Raw genomic sequence first — 21,436 nt, forward strand, 5'->3', positions numbered from 1 at the left:
TCACAGCCCGGAGTCGCGTGTTCGCTCCGGTACCTTCTGTGGAATGCGAGTGGTTCCGAGGTCGAGCCATCCCGGTGTTGCCCCTGAGGCGGCCCCGGATTCGGCAGTGCGCGCCGCTCGCGGGGCGGGTCGCGGTTCTGCGCCCGCCTGTTCGACTACTCGCGGCGAGCGTCGCACAGTATGCCTCAGGCGTACTCCTTCGCGTTGGAATATGCCTGAAGCGCTTGTTGGCATGACTGTACGTCAACCATGCTTTCGCGTAAGGGATACACATTCCGTGATCCCTGATCTGGCCGATGGCCCAACCGTTGTTCTGGGCATGCAGAAAATGGCTACGATCGTGGCCCTCGTGCGGCGCGAGGCGATGTGTCCGCCGGTTCGGATGGTGTGAGCGGTGCAGGTGCTTCAAGTGCAGCTGGAGATCCGGCCCGACCCTGCTGAGGTGGGGCGGGCCCGGAGATGGGCGCGGTCGTGGCTCGCCGGGTCGGGGGTCGCGGACGACGATCCCCTGGCCGAGACGCTGATCCTCCTCGTCTCCGAACTCGTGACCAACGCGGTGGTGCACACCGGGTGTCCGGCCGTGCTGCGGCTGTCGTTCCGCAAGGTGTTCGGCGCGCAGTCCGGTGGGCCGCCCCGCGCCCGGATCGTGGCCGACGGGGTCGTCCGGCTGGAGGTCGCCGACCTGAGCGCCCGGCCGCCCGCGCCCCGGCATGCCGAGGGCGACGACACCAACGGGCGCGGGCTGGAGCTGGTCGACGGGCTCGCCGACCGCTGGGGGTGGAACCCGGAAGGCGTCGGCAAGCGCATCTGGTGCGAACTGGACCGCTGCCCGGCCGCAACGCCCTGCGGAGACCGGGGTGATGGCGCCGACAGCGCCGCGGCCACCGCCCCGGCCGCCCCCGCGTCGACCGCCGCCGCGCCATCCACTGCCACCGCCCCCGGCCCGTCCACTGCCACCTCCACCTCCACCGCCTCCGCGTACGGGGGCATGGCGGCGTACGAAGCCGTCTGACGGCAGGTCCTGGCTGTGCCGCGTGCGTCGGTGGTGCCCGGCGCGGCGCGTGGCGGGGCACGGTTGCAGAAACACCGGGGGTTTTCGGCCGGTCGCGGTGCGGTGCGCCGGGGTGTGCCCCTGTGCGCGGTCCTCGCAAAAGGTGCGTAAGGGGTGAATCGCCGAACAGGTGTTGACGTGACGTGACCGTGTGAACACGCTTGTGTGCAGCGCGATTCGCCGGAGGGGACGGCGAGGGTTCGGTGACGGGGGCCCTCGACGAGTGCGAATCGTGATTCGGCGTAAGCCTCCTCGGGGCCAAGGGGGGCGGGGGTGGGAACGCCGAAGGCGGGTGGCGGCGCGCGATGCCGTACTTGGGGTGGGCAATGGCGCGCCGCCGGCCGGCCGTTACGAGCTAGAGGATCGCTACGGGTGCCACCGGACTGCCGGTGGCACCCGTGAACGGTTCTGGTGTCGCCGACAGCAGGAACTCGTACCGGTCTTCTTGTCCACAGGCTGTGGACAACTTTTCGAGATTCCAGTTCTGGCCCTGGGGCATCCCCATCTCCACCAGGTCGAGCGCGTGTACGGGCATCCAGAGATCCTCCGACTCCGGCGGGAAAATCTCAAAGGTCAGCGTGTCGTTCGCGACCGCCGCGACATCCCGTGCGTGGAACCACTCCGGCGTACGGATCGACAGCCCGGGCGAGGGGTACGTGTACGCGTGCTTGTCGCCGGCCAGGTACACCTGGATCTGGCCCGTCCGTACGAGCACGATGTCACCGGCACGCACGCGCGTGCCCGCCAGTTCCTCCGCCGCCTCCAGGTCCTCCGGGGTCACCGCGTGCCCCCCGTCGAGCCGGTCGACACCCCGGGCCCGGGCCACGTCGAGGAGCACCCCGCGCGAGACGACATGCCGCGCCTTGTCGACGCCGGCGAACTCGGCGCCGGAATGGGCCGTGATCGTGTCCGCCGGGCGCCCGTTGTAGAGCTTCCCGGAGTGGGAGGCGTGGGCGAGGGCGTCCCAGTGGGTCGCGCACTGGAGTCCCAGGGTCACGATGTCGTCGCTCGTCGCCACGGTTCCGCCGCCCGGCGGCCCGAACAGCTCCTGGTTGATCTGGACCATGGCGTGTACGGGGTTCAGCCGGCCCGGGATCGCCCCGGTCTGGACGCCGTCCTGCTGCAGCGGGAGGGCGAGGGGGACGCGGTGGCCCGTACGGACGGTCGCGGCGGCGTCGCGTACGACGGCGTCGGTGATGAGGTTGAGGGTGCCGAGTTCGTCGGCCTCCCCCCAACGCCCCCAGTTGTTCACGCGTTTGGCGATGGCGTGGAACTCGGCCGGCAGCGGCATGAGTCCGGTCCTTCCTGGAGACCGGTCCCCTCCCGGGGCTTGCCTCCGCATATCTGACGGGTCATAAAATCTAACGGTCCGTCAGAAACCGCGGGAAGGGGCCGGGCATGGGGAACTTCTTGGCAGGCAAGGTGATCGCCGTGACGGGCGCGGGGCGGGGCATCGGCCGGGCGGTGGCATTGGGCGCGGCGGCCGAGGGCGCGCGGGTCGTCGTCAACGACTACGGCGTCTCCGTCGACGGCGCCTCACCGACGAGCGAGATCGCCGAAGGCGTCGTCAAGGAGATCGTGGCGGCGGGTGGGGACGCGGTCGCCGTGGCTGACGACGTGTCCACCATGGTGGGCGGCCAGCGGATCGTCGACACGGCCCTGTCGTCGTACGGGCGCCTCGACGGCGTCGTGTGCGTCGCCGGGATCCTGCGCGAGCGGATGCTGTTCAACATGTCCGAGGAGGAGTGGGACCCCGTGGTGGCGACCCACCTCAAGGGCACCTTCACCCTGTTCAGGGCGGCCTCGGCGGTGATGCGGCAGCAGCGGTCGGGGACGCTGATCGGGTTCACCAGCGGCAACCACCAGGGGTCGGTGTCGCAGGCCAACTACAGCGCGGCGAAGGGCGGGATCATCTCGCTCGTACGGAGCGCGGCGCTGGGGCTGCACAAGTACGGGGTGAGTGCGAACGCGGTGGCGCCGGTCGCCCGTACGCGGATGTCGGCGAACGTGCCGATGGAGTTGGCGGAGATCGGGGAGCCGGAGGATGTGGCGGCCCTGGTCGTGTATCTGCTGTCCGACCGTGCGAAGGAGCAGGGGATCACCGGGCAGGTGTACACGGTGGCGGGGCCGAAGATCGCGGTGTGGGCGCAGCCGAGGGAGTTGCGTGCGGCGTATGCCTCCGGCGGGTGGACGGCGGAACGGATCGCGGAGTTTCTGCCGGGGTCGGTGGGGGTGGATCCGATGCCGATGCTTTCGCAGGTGGAGCGGATGGAAGAGGCGGCGCGGGGTGGGGGGCGGCCGAACGCCCAGTAGCTCGGGCGCGTGTGTTGTATGGCGGCTGCGGGCCGTCCGTGGCTGGTCGCGCAGTTCCCCGCGCCCCTAAGAAGTCGGTCGTGTCCTGCGTCGAGAGGAGAGGGCTGTGGACTTTGCGTTCGGTGGCGGGGATGACGAGTTCCGGGCGGAAGTTCGGGCTTGGCTCTGTGGGCGTGTCGAGGAGGGCCTTGAGCGGCGTGCATGGGAGCGGATGCTTGGTAAAGGGGGGTGGATCGGGCTCTCCTGGGGGGAGTCGGGGTACCGCAATCGCAGTGCCGGTCTTACGCAGCAGGTTGTCTGGGCCGAGGAGTACGCGCGGTCGGGGGCGCCGGCGCGGTCCGGGCACATCGGGGAGAATTTGCTTGCCCCGACGCTGCTCGCGCACGGTACCGAGGAGCAGCGGGCGCGGTTTCTGCCGCCCATCGCCGCCGGTGAGGAACTCTGGTGCCAGGGGTACAGCGAGCCCGGGGCGGGGTCGGACCTCGCCGGGGTGAGTACGAGAGCGGAACGGGCCGCCGACGGCTCGTACCGGATCACCGGGCAGAAGATCTGGACGTCCCTCGCCCATGAGGCCGACTGGTGCTTCGTGCTCGCCCGCACGGAAGCGGGATCGGTCCGGCACCGGGGGCTCAGTTTTCTGCTCGTCCCCATGGACCAGCCGGGGCGGATCGAGGTCCGGCCCATCCGGCAGATGACCGGGACCAGCGAGTTCAACGAGGTCTTCTTCGACGGGGCACACGCGCGCGCGGAACACCTCGTCGGAGGCGAGGGCGACGGCTGGAACGTCGCGATGAGCCTCCTCGGGTTCGAGCGGGGAGTTTCGACCCTGGCTCAACAAATCGGGTTCGCCGGGGAGTTGCAGCGGATCGTGCGGGCCGCCGTCGACAGCGGGGCGGCTGCGGGGGATCCCGTCCTGCGGGAGCGACTCGTGCGGCAGTGGGCCGAGTTGCGGGTGATGCGCTGGAACGCCCTGCGCACACTGGGGAGTTCGGGTGACGCCGGAGCGCCGAGCGTGGCCAAGCTGCTGTGGGGCGGCTGGCATCAACGGCTCGGTGAGCTCGCCGTGTCGGTGCGGGGCGCGGGGGCGGCCGTGGGGCCGGTTCCGTGGTCCGAGGCGACACCGTACGAACTCGACGCCGCACAGCACCTGTTCATGTTCTCCCGGGCCGACACGATCTACGGCGGCTCCGACCAGATCCAGCGAACGATCATCGCCGAGCGCGTGCTCGGACTGCCGAGAGAACCCAAGGGCTGACGGCTGACAAGGGGCTGCGTGATGCGAGGTGTGCTCTTCGACGGAAAGCAGATCGAGGTCGTCGACGATCTGGAGGTACGGGATCCGGGCGCGGGGGAGGTGCTCGTCGCGATCTCGGCGGCGGGGTTGTGCCACAGCGATCTCTCCGTCGTGGACGGAACCATCCCCTTCCCCGTTCCCGTGGTGCTCGGGCACGAGGGCGCGGGCGTGGTGGAGGCGGTCGGGGCAGGGGTCACGCATGTCGCGCCCGGGGATCACGTGGCCCTGTCGACGCTCGCCAACTGCGGTGCGTGCGCGGAGTGCGACCGGGGGCGCCCGACCATGTGCCGGCAGGCGATCGGACGGCCGGGACGGCCGTTCACCCGGGGCGGGCGGCCGGTGTTCCAGTTCGCGTCCAACTCGGCCTTCGCGGAGCGGACGGTGGTGAAGGCCGTACAGGCGGTGCGGATACCCGAGGACATCCCCCTGTCCTCCGCCGCGCTCATCGGGTGCGGGGTCCTGACCGGCGTGGGCGCCGTACTCAACCGGGCCCGGGTCGACCGCGGCGACACCGTCGTGGTGATCGGTACGGGCGGGGTCGGGCTGAACGTCCTTCAGGGCGCGCGGATCGCGGGCGCCCTGCGGATCGTCGCCGTGGACGCGAACCCGGCGAAGGAGACGGTCGCGCGACGGTTCGGCGCGACCCACTTCCTGACCTCGACGGAGGGCGTGCGGGACGTGCTGCCGACGGGCGCCGACCATGTCTTCGAGTGCGTGGGGCGCGTCGAACTCGTACGCCAGGCCGTCGACCTGCTCGACCGGCACGGCCAGGCGATCCTGCTCGGCGTACCACCGGCGACCGTCGAGGCGTCCTTCCTCGTCTCGTCGATGTACCTGGACAAGTCGATCCTCGGCTGCCGCTACGGGTCCTCGCGGCCGCAGCGGGACATCGCGCTGTACGCCGAGCTGTACCGCGAAGGGCGGCTGCTGCTCGACGAGTTGGTGACGGAGACGTACCCGGTGGAGGACTTCGAGAAGGCGATGGGGGATGCGGAGGCGGGGCGGGTCGCGCGAGGGGTGCTGACTTTCTGAGAGCTGAGAGCTGAGAGCTGAGAGCTGAGAGCTGAGAGCTGAGAGCTGAGAGCTGAGAGCTGAGAGCTGAGAGCTGGAGAGTCGTGGTGTCTGAGTGGGGCATGCCAGGAGTTGTCCACAGGCGCTGGAAATCCCCTGGGGCATTGTCGGTCCCTGCCTTTACCTTCGGCCCATGAGCTATCGCGACGTCGCCACGAAGCAGGTCCTGATCTGGTCCTGCACCTCCGTCGGTGCCCGTATGCCGGTGGCCATGGCTCCGCTGGCCCTGGTGTTCCTGGTGCGGGAACGGCCGGGCGGCTATGCCCTGGGCGCGGCTCTCGCCGCCGCGTACGTACTCGGGGAGATCGTCGGCGCTCCGGCTCTCGGTCTGCGGCTGCGTCCCGAACGGGCCCGTCCGCAACTGGCCGCGGGGCTCGTGGTGGGGGCTGCCGGATTCGTGGCGCTCGGGGTTTTCCCGGGTGCGCATCCCGGGGTTCTCGCGGCGTTCGCGTTCATGGCGGGCGGTGCTCCGGCCGCCAGCGCCGGTGGGTTGCGCGCGCTGCTCACCGACCTGGTTCCGGCGCGGGCCGTGGCGCAGGCGATGTCCGCGGAGTCGATGCTGATGTCGGGCGTGTGGGCCGTCTCCCCGGCCGCCGTGACCAGCCTCGCGCTGGGACTGGCCCCGCGCCTCCCGCTGCTCCTCGCCGCCGTGCTCATGGCGTCGTCGCTCGTGGGCCTGTGGCTGCTTCCGGCCGACTGGGGGACGGACGACGCGCGAGGAGAGGGACAGGGGCGGGGGACGGGCCAGGGGCGGGGGAAGGGCCATGGGAAGGGCCATGAAAAGGAGGGGGCGGGTCCTTCGCTGCTCGGTCTGCTCGTCGGCGCCTGGCCGGTGTACGTCACCGGTGCCGCGAGCCTCACCCTGCTCGGTCTGGCGGAACTCGTGCTGCCCGCGCTGCTCGAACAGCGCGGGATCGGTGTCGGCTGGTCCGGGCCGATCCTGGCGGGAATGGCGGTCGGCGCGGGTCTGGGCGCCTTCGTCTACGGCCTGAGAGCCTGGCCGGGGCGGCTGCGCACCCGCAGCGTGGTCCTGATCGTCGGAATGTCCGTCTGCGTGACCGGCGCCGCGCTGATACCGGGGATGGCCGGGATCGCCGCCGCGCTGGCGGTGAGCGGCATGCTCCAGTCGGGAGCGCTCGTCACCCGAAACCTGTCCCTGCGCGAGGCGCTGCCGCCCGGCGCCCTGGCCGCGGGTTACTCGGTCATGTACGCGGCTGCCGGGGCCGGTTACGCGGCGGCCGGCTCCCTCGCGGGCGCCCTGCTCCAGGTGACGGCACCGTCGACCGCGGTCCTGGCCGGCGTGGCCCTGACGCTTCTGCTGACAGGCGTCGGGTGGTGGGGCGAGACCCGCACGGGGGACCGTTCGGCGGGGGGCGCCGACACGGTCGTAACAGCCGGTCCTGCCGGTCTTGCCGGCCCTGCCGCCGCAGGTGCCTCCTCAGGTGCCTCGGATGTCTCAGCCGGCGATCCTGCCGGCCCCGCTTGCCTCGACGGCCCCGGCCCGGAAGGTACGGCGATACGCGGTCGGTGTGACCCCGAGCACCGCCTGTAGGTGCTGCCGCATCGACTGGGCCGTGCCGAAGCCGGCGTCGCGGGCCACCTGGTCGACGGACAGGTCGGTGGACTCCAGCAGGTGCCGGGCCCGTTCCACGCGCTGCTGGGTGAGCCACTGACCCGGGCTGACGCCGACCTCCTCACGGAACCGGCGCGTGAACGTACGTACCGACATGGACTCCTGCTCTGCCAGGTCGCGCAGCTGGAGGGGCTCGTGAAGGTGGCCGAGTGCCCAGGCGCGGGCGGTGGTCGTGGTCGCCAACTGGGTTTCGGGAAGCGGGCGTTGGATGTACTGCGCCTGCCCGCCGTCCCGGTGCGGCGGTACGACCGTACGGCGGGCCACCTCGTTGGCGACGGCGGCGCCGTGGTCGCGGCGCACCATGTGCAGGCACAGGTCGATCCCGGCCGCGACGCCCGCCGAGGTCAGTACGTCGCCGTCGTCGATGAAGAGAACGTCCGCGTCGACCTTCACCTGCGGGAAGATCCGCTGGAAGTGCTCGGCATCGGCCCAGTGCGTGGCCGCCGGGCGGCCGTCCAGAAGTCCGGCGGCGGCGAGGACGTACCCGCCGGTGCAGATGGCGGCGAGCCGGGTGCCGGGCCGGATGTGGGCGAGGGTGGCGGCCAGCTCGTCGGTCAGCACACCGCGCTCGAACACCGGCCCGAGCTCGTACGAAGCCGGGACGATCACCGTGTCGGCGGTGCCCAGGGCCTCCGGCCCGTGGGCGACCTGGATGGCGAAGTCGGCGTCGGTCTCGACGGGGCCCGGCGGCCGGATCGAGCAGGTCACGACCTCGTACAGCGGCCGGTGCAGGGCATCCCGGGGGCGGCCGAAGATGCGGTGCGGGATGCCCAACTCGAAGGGGAGCAGCCCGTCGAGGGCGAGAACGACGACGCGGTGGGGGCGGAAGTCGGGGTCCGCCTGCGGGTGGGTGGAGGGGATGGGCGCGTCGGGGGCGGTGGAGGCGTTGAAGGTGACGGCCATGGCCCGATCCTATCGAATGCTGTCCTTCGGGCCACTCGTCGGCTGAGTGCGCAGGTCGGACGCTTGATGACGTGACGACGACTTCAAGACAGACCGCCGACTCCGCCGACGATCTCCGCAAGCCCGGCCGGGCCCCGAGCCCGCGTATCCATCGGGCCTGGTTCGTCGCCGCTGTCACCTTTGTGACGATCATCGGTGCCGCCGCCTTCCGTTCGCTGCCCGGGCTGCTCATCGACCCTCTCCATGACGAGTTCGACTGGTCGCGGGGCACGATCGGCGCAGCCGTCTCCGTCAACCTCGCGCTCTACGGGCTGACGGCACCCTTCGCCGCCGCGCTCATGGACCGCTTCGGTATCCGGCGGGTTGTCGCGGTCGCCCTCGGGATCATCGCGCTCGGCTCCGGCCTCACCGTGTGGATGACGGCCGCCTGGCAACTGATGCTGTGCTGGGGCCTGTTGGTCGGGCTGGGTACCGGTTCGATGGCGCTCGCCTTCGCGGCGACCGTCACCAACCGCTGGTTCACCGAGCGGCGGGGCCTGGTGACGGGCATCCTGACCGCCGCGTCCGCCTCCGGCCAACTGATCTTCCTGCCGCTGCTGTCGTGGATCATCGAGACGTACGACTGGCGTCCCGCGGCCGTGACGGTGTCCCTGGCCGCCCTGACGGTCATCCCCTTCGTCTGGCTGCTGCTGCGCGACCACCCGGCTGACGTCGGCCTGAAGCCGTACGGCGCCGAGGAGTTCGTACCGAAGCCGGCCCCCGTCCAGGGCGCGGCGCGGCGTACGATCCAGGTGCTGCTCTCGGCGGTGCGCACCGGCCCGTTCTGGCTGCTCGCCGGCACCTTCGCGATCTGCGGTGCCTCCACCAACGGCCTGATCCAGACCCACTTCGTACCCGCCGCCCACGACCACGGCATGCCCATCACGGCCGCCGCCTCACTGCTCGCCGTCATCGGCGTCTTCGACGTGGTCGGCACGATCGCCTCCGGCTGGTTCACCGACCGCTACGACCCGCGTCGCCTGCTGGCGGTGTACTACGCGCTGCGCGGCGTCTCGCTCCTCTTCCTGCCCGTGCTGCTGGGCCCGTCCGTCCACCCGCCGATGGTCTTCTTCATCGTCTTCTACGGCCTCGACTGGGTCGCCACGGTCCCGCCCACCGTGGCCCTGTGCCGCGAGCACTACGGCGACGACAGTGCGATCGTCTTCGGCTGGGTTCTCGCCTCCCACCAGGTCGGCGCGGCCCTCGTCGCCTTCCTCGGCGGCCTGGCCCGGGACGTCTTCGGTTCGTACGACGTGGTCTGGTACGCGTCGGGCGCGCTGTGCGCGGCGGCGGCGCTGATGGCGCTGGTCATTCGCAGGCGGCGGCCTGTCGTTGGGGCGGTGAGGGTGGCGGCGGCCTGAGAACGGGCCTCGGGCGCCGCATCAGCGCGATGTGGCCGCACGATGACGAGGAAGACGGAGTCGTCCGAGGACCGGTCACCAGGGGATTATGGCCAGGGCTTCCACCTCCAGCATGAGCTCCGGCCGGTACAGGGCGGCCACCTGTACCGCGGTACTGGCAGGCGGACGCGCGGTGTCGATGTGCGTGTCGCGGACGGCGCGTACTTCCGGCAGGACGGCGACGTCGGTGACGTAGTAGGTGAGCTTGGCGACCTCGGCGAACGTCGCGCCTCCCGCCGACAGACAGCGCCGCAGGTTCTCGAAGACCTGGCGGGCCTGGGCGGCCGCGTCGCCCTTCCCGACCACGTTTCCCTGTTCGTCCAGTGCGACCTGCCCTGAGATGACTACCAGTCGGCCTTCGCCTACAACCACATGGCTGTAGCCGTTGCCTGGGGCGACCCCGTCCGGCGGAACGTGGGTAAGCATGTTCTCTTCTGACTCATCCGGCACAGTTGCCTCCACGAACGACAGGCGGAGAGGCAACGGTATACGGCACCAAGTCGGCCCAGCCCGGCGCACGTTGGGTTGTGCGAGCCCAACGCGGGCCGCGCTCCCGTGCGAACCATCAGCAGTTCCACCCCCAGTTCGGGGTCAGAGGAAGCGACCGCGATGGAAAAGCAGCGGAGTGTCCTCGTTTGGGCCCGTTCCCAGCGCGTCCACCCGGCCTACGACGATCAGGTGGTCGCCGCCCGTGTGGACCGCGTGAATCGTGCAGTCGACCCACGCTGAGGAGCCCGTGAGGCGCGGGGAACCGGAGACCGGGGCCGGGTCGTACTCCACTCCCGCGAACTTGTCCGCGCCGCTTCTCGCGAACCCGCGGCACAACCCGCCCTGGCCGGCGCCCAGTACGTTGACGCAGAAGACGCCCGCGCGTGCGATGAGCGGCCACGTCCTCGACGTACGGCCGACCATGAAGACGACGAGGGGCGGCTCGAGGGAGAGGGCGGCGAAGGACTGGCAGGCGAAGCCGGCGGGAGAGGTCTCGCCTTCAGCGGCCGGGGCAGTGACGACAGTGACGCCGGTGGCGAAGTTGCCCAGCACGCGCCGAAACTCGGCCGGGGCGACCGGTACCCGTTCGTCCTCGCCGACCGCCCGTAAGTCCGGCCGGGGCAGCGCCTCGACGGAGCCCGCGACCGTGGGCGCCACTGTCGGCGCACCGGCGGACCGGAGATAACGAACGGCAGCCGCCGCCATTCCCGCTTGTCCCAACATGTGTTCCATTGGAACTGACGGAGCGTCAGAAGTGAAGCCCCGTAAGCGAGTCAACCCAGTCAACGCCCGCTGTAGCGAGGACTCCGTCGCTCCACGAAGCTCGCCACCCCTTCCTTCGCGTCCGCCGTCGTCATGTTGATCTCCTGGGCGGTGGCCTCGGCGGCGAAGGCGGTGGTGCGGTCGGAGTCGAGGGAGGCGTTGACCAGTTGCTTGGTCAGGGCGAGGGTGCGGGTCGGTCCGGCTGCCAGGCGTTCCGCCCATTCGCGGGCCGTCTTGTGGAGGTCCGCGTCCGGTACGACCCGGTTGACCAGGCCCATGCGTTCGGCGTCCGGCGCGGTCAGCGCGTCGCCGAAGAACATCAGCTCCTTCGCGCGCTGCGGGCCGATCAGGCGGGGGAGCAGGTAGGCCCCGCCGCCGTCGGGGACCAGGGCCCGGCGTACGAACACCTCGATGAACCGGGCCGACTCCGCCGCCAGGACCAGGTCGCAGGCGAGGGCCAGGTGGGCGCCGAGGCCGGCCGCCGTGCCGTTGACGGCGGCGACGACAGGCTTCTCGCAGTCGAGGACGGCGCCGATCAGGCGCTGCGCGCCGAGCCGGATGACCCGGGCCACGTCACCGGCGACCCGTTCCCCGGCGGTGCTCCGGCCTCCGCCCCGCAGGTCCGCGCCGGTGCAGAAGCCGCGGCCCGTCCCGGTGAGGACGACGGCTCGTACGGCGGGGTCCGCAGAGGCGTCGGAAAAAAGTTGGATCAGGCGTTCTCGCTGGTCAGGGGTGATGGCGTTGAGTGCTTCGGGGCGGTTGAGGGTGATCCACGAGACGTGATTGTCAGTGGCGTGCAGTACCAATGACTCAGGCGCATCAGCGGATTTTCCCGGCTCTTCCGGGATTTTCGGCGTGCTGGATTCTTCGGGGGAGGAAGTCATGGGAGTGCTGCTCCGTTTCTTGTGGCGGCTAGAGCGGCTGCTGGTTCACGTCCTGGTCCTCCGGACCAGGGCCGCACACCGCCAGCGCGTCCAGCGCCACCGCTCCCTGTCCCCTGGGCAGCACCATCAGCGGGTTGATGTCGAGCTCCGCCAGCTCGTCCCCGAGTTCCAGCGCCATGCGCTGCACCCGCAGGACGACCTCGACGAGCGCGTCCAGGTCGGCCGGGGGGCGCCCCCGGACCCCGTCGAGCAGGGCCCGCCCGCGCAGCTCGGTCAGCATGTCCCGCGCCTGGTCCTCACCGAAGGGCGGCACGCGTACGGCGGTGTCCCGCAGCACCTCCACGAGCACGCCGCCGAGCCCGACCGTCACCGTCGGCCCGAACAGGTCGTCGTGGGTGACGCCGACGACCATCTCGACGCCCCGCTCGACCATCTGGCACACGAGTACGCCGTCCAGGTCCACGCCCTCGTAGCGGGCGATGTCGGTCAGCTCGCGATAGGCGTCCCGGACCTGGCTGGCCGAGGTCAGCCCGATCTTCACCAGCCCGAGTTCCGTCTTGTGCGCGATCTGGCCGCCCGACGCCTTCATCACCACCGGGTAGCCCACCAGCCCCGCCGCCCGCACGGCCGCCGCCGCGCTGGTCACCAACTGCTCGCGCGGCACCCGGATTCCGTACGCGCGCAGCAGCAGCTTCGCGGCGTGCTCGCTCAGCGCCTGGCCCGGCCGCATCAGCGCGCGTGCCTTGCGGAAACTGGGCGAGGGGGTGCGCGGTGCCTCGTCGAAGGGGGAGCGGTAGGACGCCGTGAAGCGGGCGTGGTCGAGGTGGGCCCGGACCGCCGTCACGCAGTTCGCGAAGGTACGGAAGGTCGCCACCCGGGACGACCCGAGCAGCGTCTCGCGGTACGCGGACTCCGTGCCGACCGGCGATCCCCAGATCACGCACACCAGCTTGTCCGTCTGCTCGGCCGCGTCCACGAGGTCCTGGGCGAGCTTGTCGCTCATCGGGGGGAAGGGGCCGGTGATGGGGCAGATCAGGACGCCGACGGCCGGGTCGGCGAGGATCGAGTCGATGATCTTCCGGCCGCGCCAGTCGCCGACCGGATGCCCGCCGTTGTCGATCGGGTTGGCCACGTTCAGGTAGTCGGGTATCCACTCGTGCAGCTCGGCTTGCTTGCCGGCGGACAGCTGCGGCAGGTGCAGTCCCGCCTCGGTCGCCAGATCCGCGAAGTGCGCGCCCGTGCCGCCCGAGATCGAATAGACGGCGACCCCGTCGGCGAGCGGACGGCGGGCCCGCGCCAACAGGGCTGAGGTGTCCTGGAGTTGGTCGAGTCCGTCAACGCGGATCACTCCGTACTGCCGCATCGCCGCGTCCACGACTTTGTCGGCGCCGGTCAGTTTGCCGGTGTGGGAGGCGGCCGTGCGAGCGCCGGTCTCGGTGCGGCCCACCTTGACGGCGACGACGGGTACTCCGCGCCGGGCGGCCCGGTCGGCCGCGAGGAGAAAGGAGCGGCCGTCCTTGAGGCCCTCGACATAGCAGGCGATGGCGCCCACCTCGGGGCGCTCGGAGAAGTAGGAGATGAAGTCGGCGGTCTCCAGATCGGCCTCGTTGCCGGTGGGGGCCCAGTGGGAGAGGCGGATGCCGAGTTCCTGGAGGGCGAAGACCGGGCGGCCCTGGTGGCCGGACTGGGTGATCAGGGCGATCGCCGGGCCGTCGAGGTCCTCGCGGAAGTTCTCGAAGGCGTTGAGGTTGGTGTTCGGGCCGAGCAGTCGCAGGCCGGAGCGGCGGACGGCGGCGGACAGCCGGGCCTGTGCCTCGGCGCCCGCGTCGCCGGTCTCCGCGAACCCGGAGGCGAAGGCGACGGCGAACTTCACCTTGGCCTCGGCGAGTTGCTCGACCACGGGAAGGGGGTCGGCGACCAGCAGCACGGCGAGATCGACCTGCTCGGGCAGGTCCGCGACGGAAGGGAAGCAGGGGAGGCCGAAGACGGCCTCGCGGGTCGGGTGCACCGGGTGCAGCCGGGCACCGACCCGCTCGGCCCACGCCAGCAACTGCCTGGTGATACCGGTGTTCGGCCGCCCCTCGGCGTCCGAGGCACCGACCACCGCCAGGGACTCGGGCCGGAAGAAGCGGTCGAGATCAGGTACGCCGGCGTACAGCGGACGGCCGCTGACGTCGAGGTCGTCGACGTCGGCGGGCCTGCCGTGCACGACCGGCGAGGGCTGCTCGCCGCAGGCGATGACCCGGGCCCGGCGGGAGGTGGTGGTGGTGAGGGTGCCGTGGGTTGATCCAAGCATCGGTCCACCCGATCCTGTGTGACAGCCAATAAACTGACGCAGTGTCAGGTTACTGAACTGACACTGCGTCAGGAACCGGTGTGTGCGAGGAACTTCTTCGCGATACGTGCGAAGTTCCAGCCCGGTGGCCCGGTGGCCCGGTGGCCCGGTGGCCCGGTGGCCCGGTGGCCCGGTGGCCCGGTGGCCCGGTGGCCCGGTGGCCGGGTGGCCGGGTGGAGCGGTACCTGGGGCGCCGGGGGTGTGGTGGCTGGTGGAGGGCAGCGCGGCGGACTCCCTGGCCGGCTGCCGCGCGGGCCAGGACGCGGGTGGCGTGGGTAGCCGGGTGGCCGAGTGGCGTGGCGTGGCGGCCGGGTGGCGCGGGAGCCGGAGCCGGTCGCCGAGTTCGCCGTGGTGGGTGGGATTGCGGGCGGTTCGGCTACTTCCGGGTAGCGGACTGCTGGCGCGCGATCCTCTTCGCGATGCGTACCGCGTCGATCGCCAGTTCGCGGAGCATGCCGCTGATGGGGTTGGTGTAGCCGGTGAAGAAGAGGCCCGGTGCGTTCTTCGGGGAGCGGGGGCCGTGGACGACCGGCTTGCCGTGTGCGTCGAGTACGTCGAGGTGGCCGACGAGGCCTTCCAGGCCGCGGAGGTATCCGGTGGCGGCGATGACGGCGTCCGGTTCGAGGTGCTCGCCGTCGGCGAGGACCACCTTTCCGTCCTCGAACTTCTCGACGGAGGCCACGATCTCGACGCGGCCCCCGCGTACGGCGTCGATGAGGCCGACGTCCTGCACGGGGAGGGAGCCTTCGGTCACCCGGGAGTACAGCCCGGTGTCGGGGCGGGGCAGCCCGTGCGCGGACAGGTCGGGCACGCTGACCTTGGCAACCGGCCCGGCGAGCTTGTCGACAAGGCGCACCGGCAGCCGTCGTACGGCGATGCCCGTGAACTGGGCCGCCCAGCCGGCCGTGGACCGCCGCACGATGTGCGGAGTCGTGCGGACCGACAGCCGCACCCGCGAGGCCCCGCCCTCCACCAGGTCGACGGCGATCTCGGCACCGGTGTTGCCGATCCCGACGACGAGGACGTCACGGCCGACGTAGGGCGCGGGGTTGCGGTACTGGCCGGCGTGCAGCAGCTCGCCCCGGTAGGCGTCGCGCCCGGGCCAGTCGGGTATCCGGGGTGTGTGGTTGGTGCCGGTGGCGACGACGACCGCGCTGCCGGTCAACTCGCGCCCACCCGTGGCGTGCAGCAGCCAGCCGGTGCCGTCGGCGGTCCGCTCGACCCGGGACACCTCGACGCCGGTGACGACCTCCAGCTCGTGGTGCTCGGCGTACTTCTCGAGATACCGCACCACGTTGTCCCGGGCCACCCACCGCCCGAACGAGCGCGGCATCGCCAGCCCCGGCAGCGAGGACAGCCGTCGGGTGGTGTGCAGATGCAGCCGGTCGTAGTGCCGCCGCCAGGACGATCCGACCCCTTCGCCCCGCTCCAGTACGACGGCCCGCACCCCCTGGGCCCGCAGCGCGTACGCGACGGCGAGACCGCCCGGCCCGCCGCCGATGACGTAGACGGGGGCGGCGGAGGACAGGGGCGGTGTCGGTGAGTCGGCCATGTGCCGAGCGTATTCACGCGCTCACCTGTTGGGTCTCGGCCAAGACCGGAATTGGTTGCGGATTGATCACGGCTGTGGGGGAGATGGGTGGGGCCGGTGGCGTGGAGGCTTGGAGTGTGGCTGTTCAGTGTCGCTCTACGCCCCCTTGCGGGGTCTGCCTCGTTTCGGGGCGGGGGGGCGCCAGGAGTTCACGTCCTCAACCGTCAGGCCGAGGCGGGTGAGCTGTTCCTCGTACACGTGCAACCAGGTCCCGTCGTCATCCGACGGCAGTGTGGGGCCGATACCGCGGCCGGTCATGCTGATCCAGGGGAGTACATCAACCCAGGCTGCGAGTAGTGGCAGAGCTGACTCGGCGCGATGTGCGTGCGCGTGCGCGTCTGTTTCGAGGAGGTCCAGCATCGCCTGCATTCGTTCGCGGGCGTCCCAGCCCGCCCAGCCGATCAGCGTTGTGGGGGACAAGGTCGACACAGAGGTCGGGAACGAGGTGAAGCGCTCGTTCGGGACGTCGAACTTGCCGCGCTGCTTCCAGTAGGAGAGCCGGGTGAAGTCTCCCGGTGTGAAGCGCGGCGGGTTCAGTTCGTGCTCGGCGGCACCGGTGGGATCCCGTTGGGCTGTTGCACGGCTGGAGTCCTCCCTCCTCCATTGCGCTTGCCACAGTTCTTCCCAGCGATGCAGCTTGGCGAGTCCCGACGCTTTGTAGCGGAGAGGGGCCGCCTGTGGCACGTGCTCGTCGGCTAGGAGGCCCAGCAGTAGGACCTCGACGCTTTCCGTGGCCGTATCAGAGAGGGCAGCCAGCTCCATGAACTCCTCGTTCTCCGCGAGAAGTTCAGCGAGTTTCCGAATGGTTCGCGCGACGGGGCGGAGGCCCGCCGGAGTGGGGTTGAACCATAGCTCCGGCGTCTCGCAGAGGTCGAGCAGACGTTCCCTGAGGATGCTCTGGACCGTCTTGTCCCAACCACCGGTGGACCAGCTGCGCTTGTATTCGGGCCGTTCGATCATCGCAATGGGCATGTTCCGCTCGATGACTTCCACACGACGCTGCACGAGGTCCCCGTATGCCGGAGGCCAATGCTTTGGGAGCTCCGTCACTGGGGTCGCATTGTGGCGTTTGAACCATGACGTCGTGGCTTCGCCGGCCAGGACTTTTCTGGCCAGCACGATTTCGAAGGCGCGCTCGCCGAGCTGGAGAGGGGGGACATCTGCACGGTGTGCGGTCAGCTGTCCGTCGTCGGGAATCAGTCCGTAGCAGGCGTATACCTGCCAGTCCAGTTCTTCCTGGAGCGCCACCATCCGTGTTCGGATGTCGTGCCACTGCCGTTGGGCGACGTCGAGTGACTGAATGGTGGGGTGCACGTCGGGGGCGGCGACGTGGGACAAGCCTTGCTCCAGCTCTGTTGCCAGACTGTCCAGTTCCGCGGCTGGGGAGTTGGGGAGCGTGGCGGGAAGCGGGAGGTCGAGGAGTCTTGTCGAGGTGAACTCGTAGATCTTCTCCCAGGCTTCACCGCTGCGGAGTGCGCCAACGTGCGGCTGTCCCTTGCTCTGACTCATCTGCTTGAGCCAGAAGGAGACAGTCGAACTGTTCAGGATGCCAAGGAGTTCGAGATGAGTGGCCTTGGTGGCGCTCGGCGGGAGCTTGATCACTGGTGCGGAGTTGAGCGGGACGGCGGAACCCCGGAGCAGGCTGAAGTGAGGCTGTGTGGCCACCCATGGAAAGACGATGGACCACGGATGGGTGTCCCAGTCCGACGCGAACTGGTGCCAGTCGTACCACGGTGCCGACTTCCTCATGCCGGGTCGCCGTTTCAGCACAGCCTGGTACGCCCAAAGACGGCGCCGGTGCCGAGGCAGCAGATCCAAATCGGCGGGTTCCTCTCCGTGCCCGGTACGCGGAAAGAACGCCCGCAGTTGCGCATGCGCGGACCAGTCGCGTACCTCGGAACCGGTGAGCACGTGGACGATGGCCGATTCTTCGGCCCCGGAACGGGCGAAAGACCGGGCGGTGGAACAGAAGAGATCGTCGGATCCCGTGTTCGCCGCGTAGCCGATACGAGACACGCGTTCTTGGAGTTGTTCCCCGCTGCTCTCCATGAGGCGCAGCACGGCTCGCGCCGCCGACGACGCGAGACTCCATGGAAAGGTGTCCAGTTGGCCGCGCTCCTGGAGATAGGACTCGGCCCAGACGTCCTCGGTTCCGGCTTCGAACACCAGACGGCGCAGCGACTGCCAGACCAGCCCCTCGCTGGGCACGTCCGGTACGCGAGGCTCACCCTGTCGGCCCACGACCATGTGGACGGGCACGTCTGGATCCGGCACCTGGTTGCGCCCGGCGAGGATGACGACGGGGGTTCCATGACCGGGGATGTAGGCGCCGGACGCGTCGATGACGTGTGAGATCTGCACCCTCGGCAGGACGCGCTCGATGAGATTGCGGCCGAACTCGCGCTTCATGAAGGAGTTGGATGTCAGCAACCCGACACGGCCCGCGTCCTCGCCCCGCAGTGCGAGGTCGAAGGAGAGTTCGGTGAAGGGGACGGAGAGCGCGTAGGGCCCGTTGCAGCTCTCGTACGAGTCGCGATAAGCCGCGAACAGCGCCTTGTTCTTGACGGTGATGAACGGGGGGTTGCTGGTGACGGCATGGTACGAGGCGGGGCGGAGGAGGCCATGACGTTTGGCGTAGCCGGCGATGTCGGTCGGCGAGCCGTAACCGGTGAGCCCCGTTTCGGCAGGGCCGCCATCTCGTCCGTACAGGAGAGCATCGCCCGTCGCCACAACCAGGGGCAGATCCGGGACGTTGTCGAGTCTGCGTTCGCCCGCGCTGTTCATGGCGGCCAGCAGCAGGCGGAACCGTGTGATGCTCACAGCTCCCGGGTCGATGTCGCAGCCGTGGACCGACCCTAGAGCCCGGGCTGCATGTTGCCAGCGGCTCATGTCGGGCCTGGACTCGGACCAATGCCGCAGAAGACGCTCGACAGCGGTGAGCAAGAACGTGCCTGTACCGCAGGCCGGGTCGATCATCCGGAACCCGGACAACCCCGGTTGTCCGGAGATGTATGCGTCCAGTGCGGGATCGAGTGTGAGGTCGTGGATCAGGTTGACCACGAACGATGGCGTAGCAACAGAGCCGTATGTCCTGCCGGCGCGCTCGCAAATGGCTCCGTACAGATCTCCCAGGAGTTCCGTGGAGCGTGTCCTGTCGGTGAAGTCGTGCACGAGGCGACCGTCGGGAGTCCGGCGGCGCCAGAAGTCGAGAAGGGTCCGGCATGCGTCATGACCGGGACGCAACCGCCACAGTGGATGGCTGTCACGGCTGAACACCTGGGCCATGGAGGGATGTGCCCGCAGCCGGTTCACGGTCGAGATGATCAGGTCGGCGGCAGTCGCGGCCGGGTGTTGCTGAAAGAACTCCTCGTCCACGGATTCGGCTTCGCCTGAGGCGAATGGAACGTCGAGCAGCCCGTTGTCCTCGCAGAACCGGATCAAGACCGTTGCGAGGATCCAACCCGTGGCTGCCTGGGAGACCTGTTCGTCCACCCAGACCTGCCATGTGTCCGATGTCAGGCCATGCTTCCGTGCGGTCTCGTAGTCGACGCGCAGCTGTGCTGCGGACGGATCCGAGACGACGCGTGCACGGAGGTCCAGCTCGAAGTCGGCCGTGAGCTGCCGCAGCTCCTTGGCCAGGTCGTGGCGGGAGAGCATGAGCCCCTTCCTGGGTCGAGTTCGTTGCTGCTTGTTGTCGGCCGAACTTTTGAAATCACCGTTCTTATTTGATGTCGCGAGATTATCACCGCGAGAGTGTCGTAAAAACTTGAGAGTGTTAGAAGACCCGTCTACGCTCTCGTCGTAGGGCTCGCCGATCGGCGACACCCCATCAACTGGGCTCGGGCAGATCGGATGAGACGCGAGGGCCCGCGACGGGAGGCATGCCGTATGAACGGCGACGATGGGTCGCGCAGGCAGATCTGGCTGGCGATCATCGTGCTTGGCGCCTTGCTCGGTGGCGGTATTGCCGCTGCCGCGTGCTGGGCGGCGGGGATGGGGGTGATTGCCGCGCTCGGTGCGGGAGGTAGCACCTTTCTGGGGCTGGCGCTGCTAGGGCTCGCGGCCGGGCAGTTCCTCGCCGACTGACGATGCGGGAGCTTAGGGATACACTCCTAAGGAGTGTATCCCTAAGGAGGTCGCATGCTGTCACCATCGATTCCAGGCAAGCCGGCGCACATCTTCGACCGCGGTACCGAATGGGACGGGCTCACCGCCTTCGTGAGGCGGAACCAGCCGCACGCGATGCTCGGCATCGTCAGCGGCAGGCGGCGCATGGGAAAGACCTATCTGCTGCGGGCGCTCGTCGAACGCCACGGCGGGTTCTACTTCGGGGCGACGGCGGGGACGGCAACGGAATCCCTTCGCCAGTTCGGTGCCGCTCTGGCCGAACACGCGGGCTCCCCGGTGGCCTTCTCCTTCGCCACCTGGGACGACGCGATCTCCTACCTGTTCGCGATGGCCGCCCCCGGCACGGACCTGCCGCATCTCGTTGTCATCGACGAGTTTCCCTACCTGGCCAAGACCGCTCCGGATCTTCCCTCGCTCATCCAGCGCGAGATCGACCGCTTCCAGGTGGAGGAGAGTCGACTTCGGCTGCTCCTGTGCGGCTCGGCGATGTCCGTTATGGGCGGCCTGTTGGCCAGCACCGCGCCCCTGCGCGGCCGGGCGCAGCTGGAACTTGTCGTCCGGCCCTTCGGGTACCGGGCGGCGGCGGACTTCTGGGAGGTAGCCGACGATCCAGCGCTCGCCGCGCGGCTGCACGCCGTCGTCGGAGGCACGCCCGCGTACCGCCGACAGTTCCTGGCGAACGACGTTCCCGCGAGTCTCGGCGACTTCGACGACTGGATCTGCCGTTCCGTGCTCTCGCCGCTGAGCCCCCTATTCCGGGAGGCGAGGTACGTGCTCGCCTCAGAAGCAGACATACGGGATGCCGCTCTCTATCACTCGGTTCTGGCCGCCGTGGCACAGGGAAACACGACGCGCGGTGGTATCGCCGGCTACATCGGCCGCAAGTCGGTCGACATCTCTCATCCGCTCAACGTCCTGGAGGACAGCCACTTGCTGATCCGTGAACTGGACGTCTTCCGGGCCGGTAAGTCGCAGTACCGGATCACGGAACCTCTGATCAACTTCTATGAGGCGGTCATGCGCCCTGCCTGGGCACGGCTGGAAAGCGGCCAGGCCGAGGAGGTCTGGTCCCGGTCGGCGGAGCGCTTCGCGGCCCAGGTGGCCGGGCCGCACTTCGAGGCGGTGTGCCGTGAGTACGTGCTCGGGCCCGGGCGCTCCCTGCTGGGCACGTCTCTGGGTGACGTCGGCGGTGGCGTGGTGACCGACCCCAAGGAGCGGCGGCAGATCCAGATCGACGTGGCCGTTCTCGAACCGGGCTCCGGAGGGAAGCCGCCCGCGGCTGCCCTGCTCGGCGAGGCGAAGTGGGGGACCGTCATGGGGATCGGCCACCTGGAACGTCTCGGCCGGGCCAGAGAGCTCCTCGCCGCCCGGGGCACGGACACCTCGCGCTGCACGCTGGCATGCTTCAGCGGGGCGGGTTTCAGCGACGCGCTGCGTGCCGAGGCCGCGCGCGTCGGTGGTGTGGTGCTGGTGGGCCTCGACGAGCTGTACGGGCGGTCGGTGCCTGTAGGAGCCTTCGACTGACTTCCGGCGCCCGCGCACC

At 69.8% G+C, this 21,436-nt stretch carries 16 protein-coding genes; 8 read left to right on the forward strand and 8 right to left on the reverse strand.

The genetic code is table 11. The annotated features are described in order from the left end of the window. Window positions 1–394: 394 nt before the first annotated feature. Complete coding sequence (locus PV396_RS27295) at window positions 395–1,012, forward strand: ATP-binding protein (protein WP_319208916.1); 618 nt, start codon at window positions 395–397, stop codon at window positions 1,010–1,012. Between the two features lie 394 nt (window positions 1,013–1,406). On the opposite strand, the gene PV396_RS27300 is transcribed toward PV396_RS27295, so the two are convergent. Further along, entirely contained in the window at window positions 1,407–2,342 is a 936-nt protein-coding gene (locus tag PV396_RS27300) for a cyclase family protein (protein WP_319208918.1), read from the reverse strand. 107 nt (window positions 2,343–2,449) lie between these two features. Between PV396_RS27300 and PV396_RS27305 the strand changes: the two genes are divergently transcribed. The 4 genes from PV396_RS27305 to PV396_RS27320 all read left to right on the forward strand — a co-directional run bounded on the left by PV396_RS27305 (window position 2,450) and on the right by PV396_RS27320 (window position 7,281). Further along, complete coding sequence (locus PV396_RS27305; protein ID WP_319208920.1) at window positions 2,450–3,364, forward strand: SDR family oxidoreductase; 915 nt, start codon at window positions 2,450–2,452, stop codon at window positions 3,362–3,364. A 106-nt stretch (window positions 3,365–3,470) separates the two neighbouring features. Next, window positions 3,471–4,619 (forward strand): acyl-CoA dehydrogenase family protein, encoded by a 1,149-nt coding sequence (locus tag PV396_RS27310; protein WP_319208922.1) that lies wholly within the window; start codon window positions 3,471–3,473, stop codon window positions 4,617–4,619. A 21-nt stretch (window positions 4,620–4,640) separates the two neighbouring features. Further along, window positions 4,641–5,690: a Zn-dependent alcohol dehydrogenase gene (locus tag PV396_RS27315; RefSeq protein ID WP_319208924.1), complete on the forward strand. Its 1,050-nt coding sequence runs from the start codon at window positions 4,641–4,643 to the stop codon at window positions 5,688–5,690. 172 nt (window positions 5,691–5,862) lie between these two features. Then, the gene (locus PV396_RS27320; protein WP_319208926.1) at window positions 5,863–7,281 is read left to right on the forward strand and encodes an MFS transporter; all 1,419 of its coding nucleotides are present in this window, start codon (window positions 5,863–5,865) and stop codon (window positions 7,279–7,281) included. On the opposite strand, the gene PV396_RS27325 is transcribed toward PV396_RS27320, so the two are convergent. After that, window positions 7,186–8,265, reverse strand: a complete 1,080-nt coding sequence (locus PV396_RS27325) for a GlxA family transcriptional regulator (RefSeq protein ID WP_319208928.1) — start codon at window positions 8,263–8,265, stop codon at window positions 7,186–7,188. The genes PV396_RS27320 and PV396_RS27325 overlap by 96 nt on opposite strands. Window positions 8,266–8,336: 71 nt before the next feature. On the opposite strand from PV396_RS27325, the gene PV396_RS27330 reads away from it, so the two are divergent. Continuing rightward, a complete protein-coding gene (locus tag PV396_RS27330) occupies window positions 8,337–9,665 on the forward strand; it encodes an MFS transporter (RefSeq protein ID WP_416071484.1) in 1,329 nt (442 codons plus the stop codon). Window positions 9,666–9,740: 75 nt separating this feature from the next. Here PV396_RS27330 and PV396_RS27335 read toward each other — a convergent pair whose 3' ends face one another. From PV396_RS27335 to pglX, 6 genes are all read right to left on the reverse strand, one after another. Then, the gene (locus PV396_RS27335; protein WP_319208930.1) at window positions 9,741–10,130 is read right to left on the reverse strand and encodes a RidA family protein; all 390 of its coding nucleotides are present in this window, start codon (window positions 10,128–10,130) and stop codon (window positions 9,741–9,743) included. A gap of 165 nt (window positions 10,131–10,295) precedes the next feature. Further along, a complete protein-coding gene (locus PV396_RS27340) occupies window positions 10,296–10,916 on the reverse strand; it encodes a flavin reductase family protein (protein WP_416071485.1) in 621 nt (206 codons plus the stop codon). Between the two features lie 59 nt (window positions 10,917–10,975). Beyond that, a complete protein-coding gene (locus tag PV396_RS27345) occupies window positions 10,976–11,839 on the reverse strand; it encodes an enoyl-CoA hydratase/isomerase family protein (RefSeq protein WP_319208933.1) in 864 nt (287 codons plus the stop codon). Between the two features lie 28 nt (window positions 11,840–11,867). Then, window positions 11,868–14,135, reverse strand: coding sequence for an acetate--CoA ligase family protein (locus tag PV396_RS27350; protein ID WP_319208935.1), 2,268 nt, complete (start codon window positions 14,133–14,135; stop codon window positions 11,868–11,870). A gap of 415 nt (window positions 14,136–14,550) precedes the next feature. Beyond that, complete coding sequence (locus PV396_RS27355) at window positions 14,551–15,726, reverse strand: NAD(P)/FAD-dependent oxidoreductase (RefSeq protein ID WP_319208937.1); 1,176 nt, start codon at window positions 15,724–15,726, stop codon at window positions 14,551–14,553. 135 nt (window positions 15,727–15,861) lie between these two features. Then, a complete protein-coding gene (pglX, locus tag PV396_RS27360; RefSeq protein WP_319208939.1) occupies window positions 15,862–19,422 on the reverse strand; it encodes a BREX-2 system adenine-specific DNA-methyltransferase PglX in 3,561 nt (1,186 codons plus the stop codon). 231 nt (window positions 19,423–19,653) lie between these two features. On the opposite strand from pglX, the gene PV396_RS27365 reads away from it, so the two are divergent. Together PV396_RS27365 and PV396_RS27370 are read left to right on the forward strand one after the other, a co-directional pair. Continuing rightward, on the forward strand, window positions 19,654–19,851 hold the full coding sequence (locus PV396_RS27365) for a hypothetical protein (protein ID WP_319208941.1): 198 nt from the start codon (window positions 19,654–19,656) through the stop codon (window positions 19,849–19,851). A gap of 54 nt (window positions 19,852–19,905) precedes the next feature. Beyond that, entirely contained in the window at window positions 19,906–21,417 is a 1,512-nt protein-coding gene (locus tag PV396_RS27370; protein ID WP_319208944.1) for an ATP-binding protein, read from the forward strand. The last annotated feature ends 19 nt before the right edge of the window (window positions 21,418–21,436 follow it).

The sequence above is a fragment of the Streptomyces sp. ME02-8801-2C genome (assembly GCF_033793965.1).
In the GTDB taxonomy this organism is placed as follows: domain Bacteria; phylum Actinomycetota; class Actinomycetes; order Streptomycetales; family Streptomycetaceae; genus Streptomyces.